This window comes from Rhodococcus sp. G-MC3 (genome assembly GCF_030063335.1).
In the GTDB taxonomy this organism is placed as follows: Bacteria; Actinomycetota; Actinomycetes; order Mycobacteriales; family Mycobacteriaceae; genus Rhodococcoides.
In genome coordinates this window covers 15,695-36,803 of sequence record NZ_JASISW010000012.1, presented here as the reverse complement: position 1 = coordinate 36,803, position 21,109 = coordinate 15,695, and the positions used below count along the sequence as shown (strand labels likewise).

Below are 21,109 nucleotides of genomic sequence, written 5' to 3'. Positions count from 1 at the left end.
GAAGGTGGAACGAATCAGCCTTTGACCGCACCGGAGGTGAGGCCCTTGATCATCTGGCGTTGCAGTACGAGGAAGACGAGAAGAATCGGAAGGATGGTCAGGATGGTCGCCGCCATGACGGCGCCCCAGTTGGTATAGCCCTCGCTGTTCTGCAACAGGGTGAGGCCGACGGGGAGCGGTGCCACCGAGGAATCGTCGGACATCAGGAACGGCCAGAGGTATTCGTTCCATTCGGTCACGATGGTGATGATGGCGAAGGCCACCATCGTGGGCCCGGACAGCGGAAGCACGACGCGAAACATCAACCGGAAGGTACCGGCGCCGTCCATACGGGCGGCTTCGATGATTTCGGCGGGCAGTGACAGAAAGTGATTGCGCATCAGGAACGTTCCGAAAGCCACGCCGGCAAGTGGAAGAATGATGCCCTGGAATGAGTTTCGCCATCCCAGCTCGGAGATCAGCGAGTAGTTGGAGATGACCGTGATCTGGTTGGGCACCATCAGCGCTGCGATAATCACCAGGAACACGATGTTCTTGCCGGGGAAGCGCAGGAACACCAACCCGTATGCGCTCAGAACCCCCAGCACAAATTTGATGGACGACGTTGCGGCCGTGATGATCAGCGAGTTGCGCAGGTAGGTGAAGAACGGAACTTCCGTCGTCGCTTCCGAGTAGTTCGCGGGCCGAAACGAATTGGGCCACCACGTGACCGGCCGAGTGTAGATGTCACTACGGTCCTTGAACGAGGTGATCAAAATCCAGAACAGCGGAAGCCCGATCACCAAGAGCACCAACACTATCGCAATGTATCCGAATACCATCTGAAGGCTGCGTTGGCGCTGGGGATCTTTCGGTGCGATTCGAGTTGCCGGCTCGGGAGCTTTCAATGTCACTGTCATCGCTGATCGTCCCGATCCATGATCCGTACCTGTACGAGGGTGATGATCAACAGGACCACGAACATGATGGTCGCAACCGTGGCCCCGTAACCGGCGCGGAAGTTGCGGAACGTTTCCTCGTACACCTGGAAGACCATCGTGGTGGTGCCGTTGCCGAGCGGACCGCCGCGCGTCATGACGTTGATGATGTCGAACACCTGGAGCGAGTTCAGCAAGACGGTGATCGAGAGAAAGAACGTCGTCGGGCGCAGCTGCGGCAGAAGTACCTTGCGGAAGGTAGTCCATGTGCTCGCGCGGTCGATCTCCGCGGCTTCCATCAGTTCCTTGCGGACGCCCTGGAGCGCCGCCAAGTAGATGACGAAGGTGTAGCCGAGGTTCTTCCACAGGTACGTCACCGTGATCATGAACAGAGCCCAGTGGGGATCCTGATAGAAATCGGGCGAACTCAGCCCGACTCGGTGCAGCAAATCTTGGACGAGGCCGAAGTTCGGATCGAAGACGAACTGGAAGGCGATACCGATCGCGGCACCAGAGATGACGAACGGTGCGAAGACGGCTGATCGTACGAAGTTGCGGCCACGAAGCTTCTGATCCAGGAGCAACGCCAACACGAGTCCGAGCACGAGGCTGCCGACGACCGCTGCGATGGTGAAAATGACGGTGTTGCCGACGATCACCCAGGTGTCGTCTCGAGAGAACCACTCACGGTAGTTGGCCAACCCCACGAACGTCGAAGTGGGAGAGGACAGATTCCAGTCGTAGAAAGAGAACTGGAAGTTTTCGATCAGCGGTCGGTAGGTGAACACGACCAGCAGGGCCAGATTCGGGCCCAGAAGAATCGAGAAGAGTGCGTAATCACTCCACGGCCTACCGAAGAAAGTCCTTCGGCGTGCCGAGGGCAGCACTCGTTCCGTTGTTGTACTCACTGCGGGGACTGTGCTCACCCACCGCGAACGGTAGGTGAACTAGGCCCGAACGCCTGGACACGTTGAAACCAAAACCTTCGCTATGTGAGCGGAAATACGTTCCCCGGGACGTACTTCCGCTCACGTGCGCCGAAGGCGCCTACCTATTCCAGTCACCCAAACCGTCGGAGCCACTGAGGGTTCCGCCTGCAGTGTTCACGACGATGACGGGGTCGCCCTTCTGTGCGGTCTCGAAGAACCATTTGCCGTCCTCGGTACTGACGTTGAGGCAGCCGTGGCTGGTGTCGGTATTGCCCTGAGCATCGACCGACCACGGCGCTGCGTGGACGAAGATGCCGCTGTAGGAGATACGCGTGGCGTACTCGACGTACGTCCGGTAGCCGTCGGGAGCATCGACCGGCACGCCGTACGTGGACGAATCCATGTACATCTCGCGAAGACGCTCGCCGACGATGTAGGTGCCGTTCGGCGTCTCGTGGTCTGCCTTGCCCATCGACGTCGGCATTGTCTTGACGACCTCACCGTTCCTGGTCACGGTGATGGTCTTCGTCGCGTCGTCTGCCGTGGTGATAACCGAGTCACCGGTGGAGAAGTCTGCGTGCGCGCCGCCTGCTTCCACGGTCACCTGGGTGTGCGCCGGGTAGAACTCGTTCGGCAACCACCGCACTTGGGTGTCGTTGATCCAGTAGAAATGGCCGTCGACGCTCGGGGACGTCGTGACGCGGATCGCAGCTTCTGCTGCGCCGCGATCACCGATCGCCTCATTGAAGCGGATGGCGATCGGCTGGGCGACGCCGACGACTTCGCCTGCGTTAGGACTGATCGAAGGATCCGAGAAGTTGGCAGGCGCGAGGCGCTGAATCTGCGGTTCCGGTGCGATGCCGGGCAGCGCGGGCAGCGCGGGCACCGGTAGTACCGGATCTGAGGACCCGAACCCTGGAACCTCGGGCCCACCCGGCCACAGCGGGTCGGCCTGAGCGGGCGACACGAGAGCCGCGGCGCCTAAGGCAGTGACGGCCCCGGCGAGCGTGATCCGCGCGACCAGTCGACGAGGTGAACGAAGTGTGAATGCCATAACTGACCCGATCCATCCTGTTCGAACCAATAACCTGCCGCGATTTTCGACGCTGCTGTGAATCAGCAGTGTGCGCAGCAGAAACCCACAGCCATTAACACATACCGTGCGGTCGATTGCCAATCGAAATACTGTCGCCTCGGCTAACCGAGGACGCCAGCCTTCTTCGCCGCCGAACGCACCTGGAATGCGGATACGACGAACAGAACACCGAGCATCACGGCGAATACACCGACGAGCCACACAATGCTCAGGATGCCGCTGACCGGGAAGAACACCAGCACGATACCGAAGAGCAGCTCCAGAATTCCGGCGACGAGAAGTACGACCCAATGCGCGGCGCCGTCAAATTTTTTCAGCCGAAACGATCCTGCTATTTCGAGAATTCCACCCATGATCGCCCAGAATCCTATGACGAAAACGGCAGCGAGTGCAGTAATGTCCGGCCAAACAAACGCGACAATTCCCGCGACAAGTGACACGACGCCGCCGAGCAGCCACCATATCCAGCCGGATTCGACCTTGCGCGCCTGCACGGCCCTGATGATCGCGGAGATACCGTCGACGATCGCGTACGCGCCGAACACGACCACCAGCGCCCATACAGTCACCGACGGCCACACCAGGGCAACGATTCCGAAGATCACCGCGAACACCCCACGCAGCAGGACCGCCCACCAGAGGTCTTTGCCGATTCGCAGAAGTGCTTCTTCGTTGGACGTGAATTGTGTCGACATGATGATCCGCTCTTTCTTCTGGTCCACAGCTGGTTCAGGGCACAAATAGTTCACGGCACAGCCGGAATGGAACTCCATGTGTTCACACCGTCGGACAGGCAGACCTGGCCGAGACTCAGATTGACGGCGAAGCCGGGACCTGCCTCGCACCGGACGCCTTCGTGCGCGGTCCCGACGAATGTCTGCCCCTTGGCCAGGGACAATGCCAGAGCGAATGCTCCAGGATCGGCGGAGACTATGGAGACGGCATCGGGACCGAAGGCAGTGGCAGCAACCTGGCCGGATTCGGTTTCCGCCGCCGCGACGCCTCCGTCCTGGGCCAGACCGATCGCCCCGCCGCCTCTGTCGGCCCGGGCGAATGCGACGGAATCCAGGGCCCGCGCGAACGCCCGACTTGTCGAATCGGCCCGCGCACCGCACGCCTGAAGACCATCGACAAAGACGCTGTCGGTCGAGGGTGTTCCGTCACAGGTCAGATCTGCGGCCTGCGCGGGGCTCGGCGCTCCGATCACCCCGAGAACACCGAGCACGACCGCACTTGCTGATATGAGCACGTTGCGCATGAGCACCCCCGACGATGTCGCTGGGTCCGCGAAAAGCGAACCGCCATGTTTGGATTGTGCCACTACGGGGGATCAAAAATCGGGTCTACGTGGACTCGCTTGGATTCCGTCGAGCCACCGGCGGCAGAACACTGCCGACTCGGATGCGCAGACGTTCGAACCCGTGGCACATCGTGTCGTCAGCGGGATTTTCACGTAGCGACGGATCGGCACCGCGGGAGGGTGGACGACAAGTGTTCGAAGCGCAGCGCGATATTTCTCGGTTGGTGGTGGTTGTGCCGGTTCACAACGAGGAACTGGTTCTCGACGCATGTTTGTCGGCTGTCGGGAAGGCAGCAGAACGTACGGGTGTCGACACCGTGGTGGTTACCGTTCTCGACTCGTGCACCGATTCTTCTGCGTCCATCGCCGGTTCTTGGGCCGCGCGGACGGGTGGACGAGTCCTCGCCATCGATCGTCGCAACGTAGGAGCGGCTCGCGCCGCAGGATTCTCGACCGCGGCACTCTCGACCGCGGGATTCTCGACCGTGGAGGACGCGCCGGGCACCTGGTTCGCGACGACGGACGCCGACAGCGTGGTTCGGCCCGACTGGCTCACGTCTCAGCTCGCCCATGCGCGGCGGGGCGCTGCCGTGGTCGCAGGCACGGTGCTTCCGGATTCCGTCGGCCTCGATCCCGTTCTCGCAGCAACGTACTTCGCCGGATACCGCATACGGCCCGGCCATCGGCACGTCCACGGAGCGAACCTCGGAGTGCGCGCCGACGTGTACTGGAACGTCGGCGGTTTCGCGGCGCTGCGCACAGCCGAGGACGTCGACATCGTTCACCGGCTCGAGCAGGCCGCCTATCCCGTCCTCTACGCCTGCGACTCACCGGTCACGACCTCCGCGCGGCGGGTCGGCCGCGCACCGGACGGTTTCGCTGACCACCTGCGCACCTTGGAAGCCGGCCGATCGGCTGCAAGGCAAGAGTTGGCGGTCGCCCAGTGAACACTGGCCTGACAGACCGCATGAAGTCATGGGTGAACGAGGAGGCCGCGAACCTTCCGCTTCCCGGCGGCGGGTTCACCGATACGCGCTGGCTCACGTTGGCCGCACTCGGCCGGGAGGACACCGTTCTCGGCCGCTTTGCCGAGGCACACGCCGACGCCGTTGCCATTCTCGACGAACTCGGCGGCCCGCCGCCCAAGCGCGGCCGAATCTGGGGAGTCTGGGCGGCAGAACCTCCCTCTCCTGTTCTCGAAGCGAGCCACGGTTCGCGCGGCTGGAAGCTCACCGGTGTGAAGCCCTGGTGCTCGGGAGCGAGCCTGTGCACCGATGCCCTGGTCACGGCACGCGTCGGCGATCGGTCCATGCTGTTTGCGGTAGATCTGACTCAGGACTGGTGCAGACCCATTCCGCACACCTGGCATGCCGTCGGAATGTCGAGGAGCGACTCGGGGTCGGTCAGGTTCGACGGCGCTCTTGCGGTCCCGGTGGGCGAACAGGGCGCATATCTCGAACGTCCGGGCTTCTGGCACGGCGCAATCGGCGTTGCCGCAGTGTGGTTCGGCAGTGCCTGCGCCGTCGCAGACGTTCTGCACACGTCGGTCCGCTCGGGCGCCGACGCGCACACGAGTGCTCATTTGGGCGCGGTCGCGGCGTCTCTCGGTGCTGCATCGAGCGCACTGACCACCGCTGCCGCCGAGATAGATTCCGATCCGAACGATTGCGAGGACCGCGGCCGAACCCGGGCTCGGATCGTGCGCTCAATCGTCGAGAGCGCCGCAACCGACTGCATCGACAGAGTGGGCCGCGCACTCGGCGCTGGGCCACTGTGCTCCAACGGTGTGCATGCCAGACGCGTTGCCGACCTGACGGTGTACCTGCGCCAGAGTCATGCCGAGCGTGATCTCGCTGCATTGGGAGAGGACATCGCGAAGGAGGACAACCCGTGGTAGCTGCGACACCCCCGGTACTTACGTCCCAGCCGGTGGCTGGGTTCGATGCGGCCGAGTTGGGCACTCCCGACTCGGAATGGGCCGCTTGGGATCACACGTTCCCGCCACTCGATCTGAGTCGATGCCGCGAGATGATCGTCGTGGCACCGCATCCAGACGACGAGGTCCTCGGTGTCGGCGGGCTGATGTCGAAGGCTGCCGCGGCGGGCATTCGGGTGTCGGTGATCGGTGTGACCGACGGTGGCGCATCACACCCCGGCTCGCCAACGCTGACCCCGGAACAGCTGGTCGACGCCCGTCCTGGCGAGGCCCGGCGGGCACTGACCACTCTGGGTCTCGATGTCGACCCCATCAGGCTTGGTTTTCCCGACGGTGGCATCGCCGAGCACGAGGACGAGCTCGCACGCGCGCTCACCGAACTGTTGTCGGGTGGGCAGGGCACCTGGTGCCTGACGCCGTGGCGCGGGGATCGCCATCCCGACCACGAGGCAACAGCACGTGCGACGCTCACCGCTGCCCGACGAGTGGGCATCGCGGTGCTCGAATATCCGGTGTGGATGTGGCATTGGGCGCACCCGGGAAGCACCGACGTCCCGTGGACTCGGGGGCTCGGGATCGACCTCGACGACCACACGACAGAACTGAAAAAGAGCGCGGCAGAGCAGTTCACGACTCAGGTGACGGCATTGTCGGATCACCCGGCCGATCGTGCGGTACTGCCACCGCACGTATTGGACCGACTCCTGCGCTCCTACGAGGTGGTGTTCGCGTGAGCCTGCACAAGGACTATTTCGATGCGGTGTACACCGACAACGCCGATCCCTTCCAGCTGGACGACAACTGGTACGAGACTCGCAAGTATGCGATCACGATGGCGTCGTTGCCGCGGCGCAGGTATCGCCGCGCGCTCGAACCAGGTTGCTCCATCGGGATCTTGACGGCGGAGCTGAGCGCGCGCTGCGAGAGTCTGATTTCGACCGATGTTGCGCCTGCCGCGCTCGACGCCGCACGCGCGCGCGTGAACTCGGACAAGGTTCAATTTCTGGAATGGTCGCTCACCGGCGACTGGGACGCTGTATCCGACGGTGACTCGTTCGACCTGATCGTGCTCAGCGAGGTCGGTTACTACCTCGACGAGCCGGATCTTCGGCATGCGCTCGATGCCGCTGCGGCGAACCTCGAACCCGGTGGCACACTGCTCGCGGTGCACTGGCGTCACCCCGTCGCGGACTATCCCTTGTCGGGAGACAAGGTCCATGCTGTGATCGGGGCAACCGACGGTCTTGTTCGGATGGGAGGCTACGTCGACGAAGATGTGATCCTCGAAGTGTTCGAAGTTTCGACTGCGAAGCCTGACTCGGTAGCAAGAATTGAGGGATTGGTATGAACGGCGGGACATCCACACGTGCATACGACGGTGGCGGCCTCGAGTCCATACTGGGACCGAACAGCCTTCGCACCGACTTCGCACCTCTCGTGGATCTGCTGACCAACGAAGTCATCGGTTACGAGGCCATCGTCAGGGGCCCCGAGGACTCGGCTTTCGCCGAGCCGGCAGCGTTGGCATCTGCCGCGCGGGCGATGGACATGACAGTGGATCTGGACCTTGTCCGCTGGGCAGGAGCTGTGGACGGCGCGGCCGGCACGAAGGAACTGGAGGGATTGCCCCTCTTCATCGCCATCGACCCGGACACCCTGCCGCACCTGCCTGATCGTGGTGATGTCGATGCAGGAACAGCGGTACTCCAACTCGACGAAACCGCGTTGATCCGAAGACCCGCTCAACTTCTCCGTGCCGTCGCCGACGTCCGACGCCTCGGCTGGGCCATCGCCGTCGACCACGTTGGAGTGCGCCCCGAGTCGCTCGCGTTGCTGCCGCTTCTCGAGCCCGACGTCGTCAAACTCGACCGCAGCCTCATTACCCGAAAGCCCGGCAGCTTCACCGCCCGGGTGGTCAACGCCGTTGCCGCATACACCGAGCGCACCGGCGCAATCGTGATGGCCGAAGGAATCGACACCGAGGACGCCGTCGGGATCGCGCTCGCGCTCGGCGCCAGGGTGGGCCAGGGACGCTTTTTCACCGAGCAACGAACGGCGCCGGTGGAACGGTCCGCACGATTGTCTCCCTTGAACTTCCGAACGTCGCCCGAACGCGGGTCGCTTCCTCGTTCGTCGCCGTATCAGCTCGCGGCCGCCGGACGAGACTCGAAGCCGTCGACGAAGCGGTTGCTCGTCGAGGTGAGCAAAGGCTTGGAATCCATCGCGGGCCAAAGCCTGCAGACGGCAGTCATTCTCGGATCTTTCGAGAAGCGGGAGCACTTCACTGCGCTCACAGCTCGTCGGTGGGAAGTGATGGCCACGAGCGCCGCGCTCGTGGGGGCGCTGGCCGTCGGGATGGACCCAGAGCCTGCGCCGCGAGTGCGCGGGGCCGACCTCGAACCCGACGACCCGGTTCGCGCGGAATGGGTCGTGGTGGTTCTGTCACCGCACTTCTCGGCGGTTCTCGCCGCGAAGGACTTCGGCGACACGGGCCCGGACATGGACCGACGCTTCTCCTACGTCCTCAGCCACGATCCGCAGTTGACGGTGGACTGCGCCCGGAGCCTTCTACTTCGGTTACCCGTCGAACGCACAGGGCTCTAGCTAGCCCTGCGCATCCCGCTCGGCGTCGGCGACGACCTGGTGGGCCAGATCGGCGAGCTTGGTATTGGTGTCCTGAGACAGCTTGGACAGCAAGGCAAATGCGGCTTGCGCTCCGAGCTTGTACCTCTCCATCAGCATGCCTTTGGCCTGGCCGATGACATCGCGACTTGTCAGCGCAGTGCGAATCTGCTGTTCCTCGCGGGCGCTGGAAAAGGCGATGGCAGCGTGCGCTGCGAAGAGAGAACCGATGGATTCGGCGTCCTCTCCGAACGCCGCGACCCGCGACGAGTGCAGGTTGAGGGCACCGAAGTTGAACCCCTCCACGTACAGCTGGAAACAGATCATGCTCTTTACTCCGAGCCCGGAGGCCTGGGCGGCAAACCTGGGCCACCGGACATCGGAGTCCATGTCGTCGATCCGAATCGTTCGTTGTTCGATCGCAGACTCGAGGCACGGTCCCTCGCCGAGTTGCCGCTGAATCGCGTCACACTTCTCGGCCACATCACCTGCCAACGCGGCACTGTGGACAAGTTTGCCCTGCAGGACAGTGGTGATGCTCGCGTACTCGGCGGCGGGCACGTTCATCACCGCGGACTCGGTGATCGCTTGTAGGGTTCGCTGCGGGTCACCGTGTTCGCGTCGCAGTTCACGAGCAAACATGGCCAATCGCTGACTGAGGTCGAGATCGGTCACAACGACCTCGTCACCCAGAACCTGCTCGCTCATTCGTACCTCCGCCACATCACCAGCCCGACCGGATCAGTCAGAATACCCTGTTGCGAAAAGAAAACCTGCTGCTCACACCGCGCTCGGAGAAATGAGTAGATGCACAAAACGCATCTTGTCCATCACCGTCGGAGGTAGCACGAACGGGTAGAGATCCTGATGGCCCATCGAACGGTTGATCTGGTTCAGCGCCCAGGACAGCGGGAGCCACCATTCGATGATTTGGGCGAATCCGACGTCCCCGGGAAGCGGGCTGTCGAGCGTCGACCCTGCAGGCGCCATTCCGAAGGCCGCTGCAGTGTCGAGCGTATCCCTGATATGCAGGTAATGGGCGAATGTCTCGGCCCAATCTTCGGCGGGGTGCATCGTCGCGTAGGACGAGACGTAGTCGTCTTCCCAGTTCTCGGGAGATCCCTCGTTGTAGTGGCGATCGAGGGCAGCCTGATAGTCGGTGTCGGGATCGCCGAAGAGCTCTTCGAATTGCGGACGATCGTCACCGGTTCCGACCAACACGGTCTGGTAGTAATGGCCGATTTCGTGCCGAAAGTGTCCGACGAGTGTGCGATACGGCTCTGACATCGAGACGCGGAGCTGCTCGCGGTGGACGTCGTCACCCTCGGCGAGGTCGAGCGTGATGAGACCGTCCGCGTGCCCGGTCAACACCTGGGTGTTGGCGCTCGACAGCAGGTCGAATGCCAAGCCGGTGTTCTTGTCTTCGTCCCGGCCGACGATGGGAAGCCCGAGCTCGGTCAGTTCGAGGATCACGCGACGCTTGTTCGTCTCCGCGTCGGCGTACGCCGCCATCGCATCGAGATCGTCGTCCGCAGGGCGAGTGCGCGTCAGTCTGCAGGACACGCACAAGACATCGCCCTCCGAGGTGTCCACGAGCCAGTTGCACTTTGCAACGTTCAGGTTGGCGCACGTCTTCCAAGCGGTGTTCTCGACCTGGACCTCGGCGGCACCATCATCGGCCTTGTCCGGCAGCACGAGCAGTGCACGCGAGGGCAGATGAAATCCGAGCGCACTGTGGCAGTTGAGGCAGAGCGAGTTCTCGAACGAAAGTTTCTGACCGCATTTGCGGCAGATCAAAGCGCGCATGTTCCCGACTTTCATTCTTGGCGTGTGTTCAAGTACCGCACATGGAGATGACAGAGCCACTCATGCTCGCGTGCGGATATGTCGACATACCCCTACCGACGGTACTTGCAAGACAACAGAATGGTCACGATTAGATAACGACACCGGGCATGTGAGCGGAAATACGTCCCCTGCGACGTATTTTCGCTCACGTGTGCGGGACGCGCTTCCCCTCGTCGTCCCAGTGCTCGGCCACCTTTTTCGACGGCTGAACACGCGGTGGCTCACCGGGCATCTTGGGGTAATCGGGCGGAAAGTTGAGCTCTCCCCCCGGCAGCGACTCCCACAGATCGAGGAGGGGTTCGAGCGGATAGGCCTGGGCGTCCATGTCCTCCCAGGGATCCCCATCCTTCAGTAGGTCGGGCACCGTGATCAGGTTGTAGTCGCGGGGATCGGTGACGTCCGCGAGCTGCGCCCACGTCATCGGGGTACTCACCGGCGCACCCGGCCGTGCGCGCAGGCTCCACGCACTCGCTATGGTTCGGTCCCGATTGTTCTGGTTGTAGTCGAGGAAGATGCGTTCTCCGCGTTCCTCCTTCCACCATTTCGTGGTCACCCCGTCGTCGCGGCGCTCCAACTCGCGTCCGAGACCGATTGCCGCATGCCGCACCTGTTCGAAGCTGTAGTCAGGCCGAATCCGAACGTAGATGTGGATTCCCCTGTTGCCGCTCGTCTTGGGGTATCCGCGCAGACCCAATTCCTCCAGCAGCTCGCGGGTCACGTCGGCGACGCGCTGGGCGTCGGCGAACGTGGTGCCCGGCTGCGGGTCGAGATCGAGTCGGAGCTCGTCGGGATGGTCGACGTCCGGACGACGAACCGGCCAGGGATGGAACGTCAGGGTGCCCATCTGGGCGGCCCACACCAGCGCTGCAGATTCGCTCGGACACAGCTCCTCCGCGGTGCGGCGACTCGGGAAGGCGATCTTCACCGTTTCGATCCACTCGGGAGCGCCCTTGGGGAGCCGCTTCTGGTAGAAGCCGTCACCCTCTTTGTCCTGCGGCCCGACCGCAAGACGCATACCGTCCCGGTAGCCGTCCGGCCAGCGTTCCATGGCGGTGGGGCGTTCGCCGACGGCGCGCAGCAAGGGTTCCCCGATGGCGGCGTAGAACTCGCAGACCTCGAGCTTGGTGACGGCGGGAGTGCGCTCGGTGGCTTCGTAGATGACGCGGTCGGGACTCGATACCCGCACCTCTCGCTCGCCTGCTTCGACGAACGCGGGTGGTGTCTTCGCAGCCACTAGCTGCCCCCTGCCAGTACGTCGGCCACGTCGTAATTGACGGGCACTTCCAACTGCTCGTAGGTGCAGGATGTCGGGTCTCGGTCGGGACGCCACCGCAGGAACCGGGCGGCGTGCCGCAGCCGTTCACCTTCCATCTGGTCGTACGCGACCTCGATGACGCGCTCGATGCGCAGCGGAACCCAGCTGCGGTCCTTGTTCGTCGTCCACCGGTTCGCTTCCGCGGACTTCGGTTCCTCACCCGTCCGAAGTGGTTGCAGCTCTTCGAGTATCTCCACGCGGCGTTTGTCGGTGAACGCGGAGGCACCACCGATCATCCTGAGTTGATCGCCGTCGTACAGACCGAGCAGCAGAGAGCCGATGCCGTTGCCGGACTTGTGCACTCGATAACCGATCAACGCGCAATCGGCGGTACGAGCGTGTTTGACCTTGATCATCTCTCGCTTGTTCGGCAGATACGGGCTGCTGAGTTTCTTCGCGACGACACCGTCGAGCCCCGCACCTTCGAAACGTTCGAACCAGTCCTGGGCGGTGGCGGCGTCATCGGTCGTGCTGGTGACGTGGCAGCTCGTCCCGGCCGCCGCCATCCCGCCCGCCATCCCGGCCGCCATCCCGCCCATGACCTCGAGCAGTTTCTCGCGACGTGTCCCGAACGGTTCCCCGGTCAGATCGGTCGACCCGAGCGCCAACAGATCGAATCCGACGAACATCGACGGCGTCTTCTCCGCCAACATCTGCACTCGGGAATCGGCAGGATGGATGCGTTCGGACAACGCGTCCCAGTCCAGACGCGTTCGACCCTCGATTTCCCGCGGCACGACTATTTCACCGTCGACGACGATTCGGGCGGGTAGCTCTCGTCGGACGGCGGCCACCAACTCGGGGAAGTACCGCGCGAGATTCTTGCCTCCGCGCGAGCCGAGGACGACCTCGTCGCCGTCGCGGAAGACGATGGCACGGAAACCGTCCCATTTCGGCTCGTACGACCATTCCACGGGACCGTCGGCAGGCTGCGCCGGCACCGCCTTCGCAGCTTTGGCGAGCATCGGCTGCAGCGGCCATTCCACAGGTAGGTCCACGGGGTCAATAGTGCCCCATCGCGGCCTGTCCGCGTTCGATTCGCCTCGACTACCCCGATAGGCGCTTTGTCGGATATTTTTACCCTCGGCGCAAATCGTGCGCCCTTCCCGAGAGCTAGGACGATCGATGCCTCTCCTCCGTCGAACGCTCCGCGGCGCCACCCTCGCCGTGTCCGTATGTACCGCCCTGCTGCTGGTGAGCTGTGGCTCGGACGTAACCCCACGCGCCATTCCCGCCGATGACGACGGTGTGATCACCTCGTCCAGCCCTTCGACATCCAGCCCTTCGACGTCCAAGCCCAAGTCGACTCCGCCCAATCAGGACGGCGACGGCGACGTCGACATCGACGTGGAGATCGGCGAATGCGTCGAACTCGGTGGCACCGCCACGGACGCGACGATCGACAACTCGACCTGTGGCAGTCCCGAGTCGAACTACAAGGTGATCGCCAAGGCACCGACCAACCTCGACTGCATCGCCGATGCCGACCAGACCTACTACGAACTGTTCGCCGACATCGAGCAGGGCGCACTGTGCCTCGATATCGACTGGGTGGTCGACGGGTGCATGGAGATGTCCGGTGAGAATCCCCAGCGAGCCGACTGCGACACCGTTGGACGTCAGACCGTCAAGGTCACCGAATTCCTCGACGGAACCACCGACCCGAACGATTGCGCCGATCCTGCGACCAGTGGCTACTACCACACCGAACGTAATTTCATCGTCTGCGTCGAAGATCTGTAGGCCGGCGTGAACGGCAGTAGTTCGAACGGCAGTAGTTCGAGCGGCAGTAGTTCGAGCGGCAGCGGCACTGTCCCGCTGAAATCCCCGCGGGGACGCTGGATCGTCGCTGCCACCGTGCTCGGGTCGTCGCTGGCGATGCTCGACGGGACGATCGTCAACATCGCACTTCCTGCTATCTCGCGCGACCTCGGATCAGGTGTTTCAGGGCTGCAGTGGACCGTCAGTGGCTACACGCTCACGTTGGCGTCGCTCATTCTGTTGGGCGGCGCGCTGGGTGACCGGCTCGGTCGCCGGAAGGTGTTCGTCCTCGGCACCGTCTGGTTCGCGATCGCGTCGATCCTGTGTGGACTGGCGCCGAACATCGAGGTGCTCGTGGTGGCGCGGCTTGTCCAGGGCGTGGGCGCTGCGCTGCTCACACCAGGCTCGCTCGCGTTGATCTCGGCGTCCATTCATCCCGACGACCGGGGCGCAGCAATCGGTCTGTGGTCCGGCCTCGGCGGGGTCGCCTCCGCGATCGGACCGTTCCTCGGCGGGTGGCTCGTCGAAACGGCTGGGTGGCGGTCGGTGTTTCTGCTGAACATTCCGCTGGCCATCGGCGTCGTGTGGGTCGCCGCGAAACATGTCCCGGAAAGCCGAGACCCACACGCGGCAGGAAAACTGGACCTTCCTGGTGTCGCGGTGGTCGCATCGGCCCTGGCGTTGCTGACTTTCGGATTCATCGATTCGTCGTGGCTCGCCGTCGGATTCGGCCTTGTCGCTGCAGTGGCCTTCGTCGTCGTGGAAGTACGTTCTCCGAACCCGCTGGTGCCGCCGTCGCTTTTCGCGTCGCGAATTTTCCTGGCGGCCAATCTCGTCACCTTCGCCGTGTACGCAGCGTTGGGGGGAGTGTTCTTCCTGCTGATCCTGCAATTGCAGTTGGCATTGAACTACTCCCCGATCGCGGCGGGGGTCGCGACGCTTCCCATCACAGTGCTGATGCTGTTCCTGTCGGCGCGAATGGGAAGACTCGCCCAGCGAATCGGACCACGAATCCCGATGACGGTCGGCCCTGCAATCGGCGCTGTCGGACTGCTGCTGATGCTGCGCATCCACCCTGGTTCGACGTACGTGCTGCACGTACTACCGGCGGTCGTCGTCTTCGGAATCGGCCTGACGATTCTCGTTGCGCCGCTGACCGGCGCTGTGCTGGGTGCGGTGTCCACCGATCGCGCAGGCATTGCATCGGGCGTCAACAATGCGGTGGCCAGGACGAGCCAGCTGCTCGCGGTCGCCGCCCTGCCAGGCCTTGCCGGGATCTCCGGAGTCGACTACGACAGCCCCACCGTGTTCTCCGGCGGATTCCACACGGCGATGATCATCTGCGCAGCGCTGCTGGCTGCCGGTTCGTTGATCAGCGCCCTCATGATCCGAGGCGAACAACGGGCCGAGCCGGAGTCGATCGACTGCAAGCCACACTGCGACATGACGTCCCCGGCAGTGAGTCCCCAGACCCAGGTTTAGTCTGGAGGGGCGGATACAGCCCATATATCCACGTAGAGCTCAGGAGTGTCATGTCGACCGAGGACAATTCGCCAGACGTCAAGACCCACGATGTCAAACCAAGAAGCCGTGACGTCACCGATGGCTTGGAGAAGACCGCGGCCCGCGGCATGCTGCGCGCGGTCGGGATGGGTGACGACGATTGGGTGAAATCTCAGATCGGTGTCGGATCGTCGTGGAACGAGATCACCCCGTGCAACCTGTCCCTCGATCGGCTTGCCAAGGCTGTCAAGGAAGGTGTGCGTGCCGCAGGCGGCTTCCCGATGGAATTCGGCACGATCTCGGTGTCCGACGGCATCTCGATGGGTCACGAGGGAATGCACTTCTCCCTGGTCTCTCGCGAGGTCATCGCCGACAGCGTCGAGACCGTCATGAGCGCCGAGCGACTCGACGGCTCCGTGCTTCTCGCAGGTTGCGACAAGTCGCTACCCGGAATGCTCATGGCTGCAGCACGTCTGAATCTCGCGAGCGTATTCCTCTACGCCGGATCGACGTTGCCCGGTTTTGCGAAACTGTCCGACGGAACCGAGCGTCAGGTCACCATCATCGACGCGTTCGAGGCTGTCGGAGCGTGCTCCCGCGGTCTGATGTCGCAGGCCGACGTCGACACTATCGAGCGCGCCATCTGTCCCGGTGAAGGTGCCTGCGGCGGCATGTACACCGCCAACACGATGGCCAGTGCTGCTGAAGCACTCGGAATGTCGTTGCCCGGCAGCGCTTCTCCTCCCGCCCCCGACCGGCGACGTGACGGCTATGCCCACGCCAGCGGAGAAGCCGTCGTCGAACTGCTGAAGCAGGGCATCACTGCCCGCGACATCATGACGAAGGAAGCCTTCGAGAACGCTATCGCCGTCGTCATGGCATTCGGTGGATCAACCAATGCCGTATTGCACCTACTGGCCATCGCGCACGAGGCCGAAGTCGATCTGACCCTCGACGACTTCACCCGCATCGGCGCCAAGGTCCCGCACCTCGCCGACGTCAAGCCGTTCGGCCAGCACGTCATGACCGATGTCGACGCCATCGGCGGAGTGCCCGTGGTCATGAAGGCGCTGCTCGACGCCGGGCTCATGCACGGCGATTGCCTGACAGTCACCGGCAAGACCGTCGCCGAGAACCTCGCTCACATCGCACCGCCGGATCCCGACGGCAAGGTTCTGCGCGCAATGAGCGAACCGATCCACCCGACGGGTGGCATCACGATCCTCAAGGGATCACTCGCGCCGGGCGGAGCCGTCGTGAAGTCGGCCGGATTCGACTCCGACGTATTCGTGGGCACCGCAAGAGTTTTCGAACGTGAACGCGCCGCGATGGACGCACTCGAAGACGGCACGATTTCCGCGGGGGACGTCGTCGTCATCCGTTACGAAGGCCCCAAGGGCGGACCGGGAATGCGTGAAATGCTCGCCATCACGGGAGCCATCAAGGGCGCAGGCCTCGGCAAGGACGTACTGCTCCTCACCGACGGCCGGTTCTCCGGCGGAACCACCGGCCTCTGCGTCGGCCACGTGGCACCGGAAGCCGTCGACGCCGGCCCGGTCGCCTTCGTTCGCGACGGTGACCAGATCCGGCTCGACGTCGGCACCGGAACGCTCGACCTCCTCGTCGACGATGCCGAACTCGAAGCACGGAAGGAAGGCTGGGCGCCGCTGCCTCCCCGTTACACCCGCGGGGTGCTCGCCAAGTACGCGAAGCTGGTCGGCTCGGCGTCGGAAGGTGCTGTGCTGATCTAGATTTCGCTTGCCCCACTTTCCGCATGAATGGACCACTGCAACCGTCTAACCGTTGCGATGGTCCATTCATGCGGTAGGGACGGCCGCGAAAGCTACAGCGGCATCGCCCACACCGAGCTGGATCGCTCTTTGAACTCGGTACACCGACGATGCGCCGAGTCGCTGGACTGATAGAAGTTGACCAGGTTCGTCCCAGCCTTCGGTGTCGAAACGGCTTTCGGCCTCGAGGATCGCCGCAGCACAGGAAGCTCGGCGAGATCGAGCGCCGAATCGAGCTGTTCCTCCGCGGATTCCCGACGCCTGCGCGCGATGTCGACAAGAGCGAGCTGATGAATGTTCATCCGCCCCTGAGCTTTTACTGCACCTTCCTCCAGCGCCGCTTCCTCACGCTCGGCAACCTCCAGTTCGTAGACCTTCGCTGCGAGCTGATAGATGCTCGGTCGCGAATCTCCGTCCACGGGATGCCCGGATACTGCCGCGTGCTCGGCGGGCTCAACCTTCCTCACCACCGGAACCCTCAGCACCACAGCATCGCGAGACGGAGAAACCGTGACCGCGGCCCGAGCAGGCTCATTCACCGCAGGCTCAATCACAGCAAGTACGCCAGCGAGAGGCTTTGCCGCCAGCGGCTTCTCGGCCGAGGGCTGCTCCAGCAGGTGTTCGAGTTCGGCAACTTCCATCGCTGCTGCCGGGTCGAATGCTGCAGGCACAGTGACCGCCCGGCGCCGGATCGGCCCAGGTAGCAGAACGCCGACGATGATGGCGCCGACTGCGAAGGCCACAGTGGCGATCAACGATGTATGTACGACCGCTCCCACGAAAGCACTGACGGCCTGAAGTTGAAGGTTGTCGGCATACCCCGAGAGAAATGGATTCTCGCGCAGGATGTCCGCGACGATCACTGCACCGGCAACGGAATCCCCCGACGCCTCGATCGCCTGAACCGCCTGAGCCGTGTGTTGGCCGTCGGGGCCCTTGCCAGGGAAGTTCGCGAGGTAGTCGATGATGCCGCTGCGATAGTTGGTCGCAAGAAAGGAACCGAGTACGGCGATACCGAGCGAACCACCGAGCTCGAGTGCAGTGTCGTTGAGACCGCCGGCCACGCCGAGCTTGTTGTCCGGAAATTCGGCCATGATGGCGTCGGTGCACGGTGAAACGCTCAGTCCGATACCAAGACCGAGCAGAGTCAGCACCGGCAGGAAGTCCGAATACGTTGCACTCGTATCGATTCCGAGCATCGACGCCACCGCGAGCGTCCCGACCACCATTCCTGCGGTGACGGTGTACTTCATACCGACCCTCGGCGTCAGCCACATGGTGATGCCGGAGCCGACGAACACTGCTGCCGCGAGGGGCAGCAGGTGCACGCCGGTGGACACGGGTCCGAAGTCGAGCACGAACTGAAGGTACTGCGCCACATAGTAAATCCCGCCGAATGTCACGAGGAAGAACAGGAGCACGGCAAGTATCGCACCGCTCAACACTCGAGATGTGAATGCACGAACGTCGAGCAACGGGTTGGGGTGTCGCAGTTCCCAGGCAACGAAAGCTAGTGTGCTGAGTACTCCGACCACACCGAAGTACGTCGGACCGACGCTCCATCCGAAGTGCATTCCTTCGATGATCGCGTAGATGATGGTCGCAACAGCCAGTACCGAGAGCAGTCCGCCGAGCCAGTCGATACGCCCTGGATCAACAGCGCGCGACGGCGGTACCAGCACGATCACTGCGCCGATCGAGAACACCGTGATAGGCACGTTGATCAGGAAACTCGAACCCCACCAGTAGCTTTCGAGCAGCCAGCCTGCAAGCAGTGGACCCATCGCGATGGCGAGTCCAGATGTTGCCGCCCAGATCGTGACGGCCGTTGCGCGTTCACGTTTCGGGAACGTGGCGACCAGAAGCGACAGCGTGGCAGGCATGACGATCGCTGCGGCCACCCCCATCACGATGCGTGCCAGAATCACGCCGCTGGTCGCGTCGGTCAGTGCGCCCGCGATCGATCCGGCGGTGAAGACCAGCAGCCCGAGAAGTAGTGCACCCCGTCGCGAACAACGGTCTCCGATAACGCCGAACAGCAACATCAAAGCTGCGTACGGCACGGTGTATCCGTCGATGACCCATTGAAGGTCGCTGCTCGACAGGTTCAGATCCAGCGTCATCGACGGCGCCGCGACCAGCAGCGACGTATTGGCCATGACCACGACCAACAGGCTCAGACACAGCACCCCCAGCGCCGCCCAACGTTTCGCGTACGGCTTCTCCATCTCTTGGACAGGAGTCATCGCCAGCAATGTCATGTGTGTTCCCCCCTATGCACCACGCCCGACACACCGCGCGCAGTGCCGTGAAGCCTAGGAAGGATGCACTAGGCCGCGCAATTCTTTGTGGCGGCCGTTACACATGAGGTTTCGTTCGACAAGATAAGGTTCTGCGTTGATTCGTGCCAACACACGAAAGTGCCACCGTGTCAAACGAACTGACACGGTGGCACTTCGAAGCATTGTGCAACTAGTCAGGGAATTGGGCTGAACCCTGCTCCCACAGCGTTCCCCGCGTTGATCTGGCGCAGGATCGCATCGATGTTGGTTCCGACCTGTGGGCCGAAGCATGCGATGCCGAGGTATGCGTTGACCATCCCAACGAGCGTGGTCCCGACAACCACCGGGCTGCCTGAGTCTCCCTCGGCGACACACAGCTGCGACCACGTTTCCTGCGATTGCAGAACGTCGCCGTACGCGATGCCGCAGGTGTTGCCGGTGGTGCGGCCTTCCTTGCAGACGATGTTCGGGAACATTGCAGGCGGACCGACCTGAGTGATGGTGACGTTGCCGATGCGGTTCACCGGGATGACCTTGCCGCGATCGAACTCGATCACTGCGTAGTCGTATTCCGGGTTGGAGAACGCAATGGTCCCCACGACGCCGGCGTCCGTGTTTGCCTCCGGCACGATCGTTGCTCCCGCACCACCGCAGTGACCTGCAGTGATGCCGACGAGACGGCCTGCGGCGTCGTTGCCGATTGTAGTGAGTGTGCACTCCGATGCATTGTTCACAATGATCCCGGAGCCACCACCCAGTACCGCCGGAGCTGCAGCGGATGCAGTCCCGACGCCGAAGCTCGCAGCAACAGCAGCTGCCACAACGGCGACGAGCATAAACTTCTTCAACATGTATTCCCTCTCCAGCGGTGTCCGCAGAACCCTAGCAACAACTTGCACCACTAGACGAGTAGCTGGACTAACTGCTTCTTACCAATGGACTAACTGTCCGATTCCAGGGCAGCCAGCATCGACCTTGCTTCTTCGAGTTGACGGCTCAACTCCTCCACTCTGGAGGCTGCTTCTTCTCGTGCGTGGGAGATAACTGCTTCGACGGCGTCGCGGGCGGTGTCGTCGCCGAGTTCTCGAACGGCGCGCGAGACCGATTCCGGCGAAACGGACTGGGCCTTGCCCGGCCGCCGAGCGCCGTGAGTGACCGTGACGGACCAATCGTTGTCGGAGCCGGCGTGGATGGTGACGCTGACACTTTCCGGCCCCTTCTTACCCTTGCGAGCAGTCGGCGCGGTAGCGGACTTCGGAACGGGCACAGCCTTGGGAGCAGGTGCCGTAGGAGCAGGTGCCTTGGGAGCAGCAGGCGCCTTGGGGATTACAGGCGCCTTGGTCGCAGGCACCGGCTCCGTCCATTCGGCGACCTCCGGGGCTGCCGGCTTGGACGCCGGTTTCGAGGCCGGCTTCCCTGCCCCGCCCGGAGGATTACGCGTGATGCGCAATTCTTCGGCCTCGAACGGGAGCTCGTCGTTGACGCCTTTGGGCCTGATGGTGACCGTAGTGCCGTCGACGGATACCACCTTGGCCGAGGTGCCCTCGGGCAAACCCAAGCTCGGTGTCGGCTCTATCAGATAGACAGTCGCACGCCTCCCTTCCGAGAGCGCCGAGGCGAGTGTCTCGAGATTCTCGGGCGTCAGCGATCCCGTGGCAGTGGAACGTCTACGCGGTGGCATGCAAGCAGACCTCTCTCGAAAGTGTTTGCGAATACTGTCCCACACTTCTCGGCCACAACGTGCGACGAATGTCGACTGTGACCGCCGCGCTCGAACATCTCCCGTGTGGGTCAGCTCACGCGTAACCTG

The 21,109-nt window shown here is 63.1% G+C and carries 20 protein-coding genes; 8 read left to right on the top strand and 12 right to left on the bottom strand.

Features of this window, described 5'->3' with window-relative positions; genetic code table 11:
- Positions 1–14 precede the first annotated feature (14 nt).
- The 5 genes from QMK17_RS14910 to QMK17_RS14890 form a co-directional block, all read right to left on the bottom strand.
- Entirely contained in the window at positions 15–899 is an 885-nt protein-coding gene (locus QMK17_RS14910) for a carbohydrate ABC transporter permease (RefSeq protein ID WP_442972770.1), read from the bottom strand.
- Positions 896–1,825, bottom strand: coding sequence for a carbohydrate ABC transporter permease (locus QMK17_RS14905; RefSeq protein WP_283510046.1), 930 nt, complete (start codon positions 1,823–1,825; stop codon positions 896–898). The genes QMK17_RS14910 and QMK17_RS14905 overlap by 4 nt, the downstream gene beginning before the upstream one ends.
- A 139-nt stretch (positions 1,826–1,964) precedes the next feature.
- A complete protein-coding gene (locus tag QMK17_RS14900) occupies positions 1,965–2,900 on the bottom strand; it encodes an Ig-like domain-containing protein (protein WP_283510045.1) in 936 nt (311 codons plus the stop codon).
- Between the two features lie 143 nt (positions 2,901–3,043).
- Positions 3,044–3,637, bottom strand: a complete 594-nt coding sequence (locus tag QMK17_RS14895) for an HdeD family acid-resistance protein (RefSeq protein WP_283510044.1) — start codon at positions 3,635–3,637, stop codon at positions 3,044–3,046.
- A 50-nt stretch (positions 3,638–3,687) separates the two neighbouring features.
- Complete coding sequence (locus tag QMK17_RS14890; RefSeq protein WP_283510043.1) at positions 3,688–4,200, bottom strand: DUF6764 family protein; 513 nt, start codon at positions 4,198–4,200, stop codon at positions 3,688–3,690.
- A 233-nt stretch (positions 4,201–4,433) separates the two neighbouring features.
- On the opposite strand from QMK17_RS14890, the gene QMK17_RS14885 reads away from it, so the two are divergent.
- The 5 genes from QMK17_RS14885 to QMK17_RS14865 are packed head-to-tail and all read left to right on the top strand — an operon-like array spanning position 4,434 to position 8,782.
- Positions 4,434–5,189 (top strand): glycosyltransferase, encoded by a 756-nt coding sequence (locus QMK17_RS14885; protein WP_283510042.1) that lies wholly within the window; start codon positions 4,434–4,436, stop codon positions 5,187–5,189.
- Positions 5,190–5,209: 20 nt separating this feature from the next.
- The gene (locus QMK17_RS14880) at positions 5,210–6,139 is read left to right on the top strand and encodes an acyl-CoA dehydrogenase (RefSeq protein ID WP_283510041.1); all 930 of its coding nucleotides are present in this window, start codon (positions 5,210–5,212) and stop codon (positions 6,137–6,139) included.
- The gene (locus QMK17_RS14875) at positions 6,133–6,912 is read left to right on the top strand and encodes a PIG-L deacetylase family protein (protein WP_336620154.1); all 780 of its coding nucleotides are present in this window, start codon (positions 6,133–6,135) and stop codon (positions 6,910–6,912) included. The genes QMK17_RS14880 and QMK17_RS14875 overlap by 7 nt, the downstream gene beginning before the upstream one ends.
- On the top strand, positions 6,909–7,526 hold the full coding sequence (locus tag QMK17_RS14870) for an SAM-dependent methyltransferase (RefSeq protein ID WP_283510040.1): 618 nt from the start codon (positions 6,909–6,911) through the stop codon (positions 7,524–7,526). Before QMK17_RS14875 ends, QMK17_RS14870 begins: the two co-directional genes overlap by 4 nt.
- A complete protein-coding gene (locus QMK17_RS14865) occupies positions 7,523–8,782 on the top strand; it encodes an EAL domain-containing protein (RefSeq protein WP_283510039.1) in 1,260 nt (419 codons plus the stop codon). The genes QMK17_RS14870 and QMK17_RS14865 overlap by 4 nt, the downstream gene beginning before the upstream one ends.
- Here QMK17_RS14865 and QMK17_RS14860 read toward each other — a convergent pair whose 3' ends face one another.
- The 4 genes from QMK17_RS14860 to QMK17_RS14845 all read right to left on the bottom strand — a co-directional run bounded on the left by QMK17_RS14860 (position 8,783) and on the right by QMK17_RS14845 (position 12,961).
- Positions 8,783–9,508, bottom strand: a complete 726-nt coding sequence (locus tag QMK17_RS14860) for a GAF and ANTAR domain-containing protein (RefSeq protein WP_283510038.1) — start codon at positions 9,506–9,508, stop codon at positions 8,783–8,785.
- 72 nt (positions 9,509–9,580) lie between these two features.
- On the bottom strand, positions 9,581–10,606 hold the full coding sequence (locus QMK17_RS14855; protein ID WP_283510037.1) for a zinc-binding metallopeptidase family protein: 1,026 nt from the start codon (positions 10,604–10,606) through the stop codon (positions 9,581–9,583).
- 187 nt (positions 10,607–10,793) lie between these two features.
- Entirely contained in the window at positions 10,794–11,882 is a 1,089-nt protein-coding gene (locus tag QMK17_RS14850; RefSeq protein WP_283510036.1) for a DNA polymerase domain-containing protein, read from the bottom strand.
- Positions 11,882–12,961 carry an ATP-dependent DNA ligase gene (locus QMK17_RS14845; protein WP_283510035.1) on the bottom strand — a complete coding sequence of 360 codons (1,080 nt, stop codon included), beginning with the start codon at positions 12,959–12,961 and terminating at the stop codon, positions 11,882–11,884. Before QMK17_RS14845 ends, QMK17_RS14850 begins: the two co-directional genes overlap by 1 nt.
- Positions 12,962–13,088: 127 nt before the next feature.
- Here QMK17_RS14845 and lppU point away from each other — a divergent pair, with 127 nt between their 5' ends.
- The 3 genes from lppU (at position 13,089) to ilvD (ending at position 16,978) form a co-directional block, all read left to right on the top strand.
- Positions 13,089–13,706: an LppU family putative lipoprotein gene (gene lppU / locus QMK17_RS14840; protein WP_283510034.1), complete on the top strand. Its 618-nt coding sequence runs from the start codon at positions 13,089–13,091 to the stop codon at positions 13,704–13,706.
- Between the two features lie 75 nt (positions 13,707–13,781).
- Positions 13,782–15,206 carry an MFS transporter gene (locus QMK17_RS14835; protein WP_283510163.1) on the top strand — a complete coding sequence of 475 codons (1,425 nt, stop codon included), beginning with the start codon at positions 13,782–13,784 and terminating at the stop codon, positions 15,204–15,206.
- Positions 15,207–15,256: 50 nt separating this feature from the next.
- Positions 15,257–16,978: a dihydroxy-acid dehydratase gene (gene ilvD / locus QMK17_RS14830; RefSeq protein ID WP_283510033.1), complete on the top strand. Its 1,722-nt coding sequence runs from the start codon at positions 15,257–15,259 to the stop codon at positions 16,976–16,978.
- Between the two features lie 92 nt (positions 16,979–17,070).
- On the opposite strand, the gene QMK17_RS14825 is transcribed toward ilvD, so the two are convergent.
- The 3 genes from QMK17_RS14825 to QMK17_RS14815 all read right to left on the bottom strand — a co-directional run bounded on the left by QMK17_RS14825 (position 17,071) and on the right by QMK17_RS14815 (position 20,980).
- Positions 17,071–19,278: an MFS transporter gene (locus QMK17_RS14825; protein ID WP_336620153.1), complete on the bottom strand. Its 2,208-nt coding sequence runs from the start codon at positions 19,276–19,278 to the stop codon at positions 17,071–17,073.
- A gap of 215 nt (positions 19,279–19,493) precedes the next feature.
- Positions 19,494–20,150: a S1 family peptidase gene (locus QMK17_RS14820; RefSeq protein ID WP_442972769.1), complete on the bottom strand. Its 657-nt coding sequence runs from the start codon at positions 20,148–20,150 to the stop codon at positions 19,494–19,496.
- 89 nt (positions 20,151–20,239) lie between these two features.
- The gene (locus QMK17_RS14815) at positions 20,240–20,980 is read right to left on the bottom strand and encodes a DUF6319 family protein (RefSeq protein WP_283510032.1); all 741 of its coding nucleotides are present in this window, start codon (positions 20,978–20,980) and stop codon (positions 20,240–20,242) included.
- Positions 20,981–21,109 lie beyond the last annotated feature (129 nt).

Coding starts and splice junctions, on each gene's coding strand:
- QMK17_RS14910 (WP_442972770.1), bottom strand. CDS start 899: ATGACAGTGACATTGAAAGCTCCCGAGCCGGCAACTCGAATCGCACCG.
- QMK17_RS14900 (WP_283510045.1), bottom strand. CDS start 2,900: ATGGCATTCACACTTCGTTCACCTCGTCGACTGGTCGCGCGGATCACG.
- QMK17_RS14895 (WP_283510044.1), bottom strand. CDS start 3,637: ATGTCGACACAATTCACGTCCAACGAAGAAGCACTTCTGCGAATCGGC.
- QMK17_RS14890 (WP_283510043.1), bottom strand. CDS start 4,200: ATGCGCAACGTGCTCATATCAGCAAGTGCGGTCGTGCTCGGTGTTCTC.
- QMK17_RS14880 (WP_283510041.1), top strand. CDS start 5,210: ATGAAGTCATGGGTGAACGAGGAGGCCGCGAACCTTCCGCTTCCCGGC.
- QMK17_RS14865 (WP_283510039.1), top strand. CDS start 7,523: ATGAACGGCGGGACATCCACACGTGCATACGACGGTGGCGGCCTCGAG.
- QMK17_RS14860 (WP_283510038.1), bottom strand. CDS start 9,508: ATGAGCGAGCAGGTTCTGGGTGACGAGGTCGTTGTGACCGATCTCGAC.
- QMK17_RS14855 (WP_283510037.1), bottom strand. CDS start 10,606: ATGCGCGCTTTGATCTGCCGCAAATGCGGTCAGAAACTTTCGTTCGAG.
- lppU (WP_283510034.1), top strand. CDS start 13,089: ATGCCTCTCCTCCGTCGAACGCTCCGCGGCGCCACCCTCGCCGTGTCC.
- ilvD (WP_283510033.1), top strand. CDS start 15,257: ATGTCGACCGAGGACAATTCGCCAGACGTCAAGACCCACGATGTCAAA.
- QMK17_RS14825 (WP_336620153.1), bottom strand. CDS start 19,278: ATGACATTGCTGGCGATGACTCCTGTCCAAGAGATGGAGAAGCCGTAC.
- QMK17_RS14820 (WP_442972769.1), bottom strand. CDS start 20,150: ATGTTGAAGAAGTTTATGCTCGTCGCCGTTGTGGCAGCTGCTGTTGCT.
- QMK17_RS14815 (WP_283510032.1), bottom strand. CDS start 20,980: ATGCCACCGCGTAGACGTTCCACTGCCACGGGATCGCTGACGCCCGAG.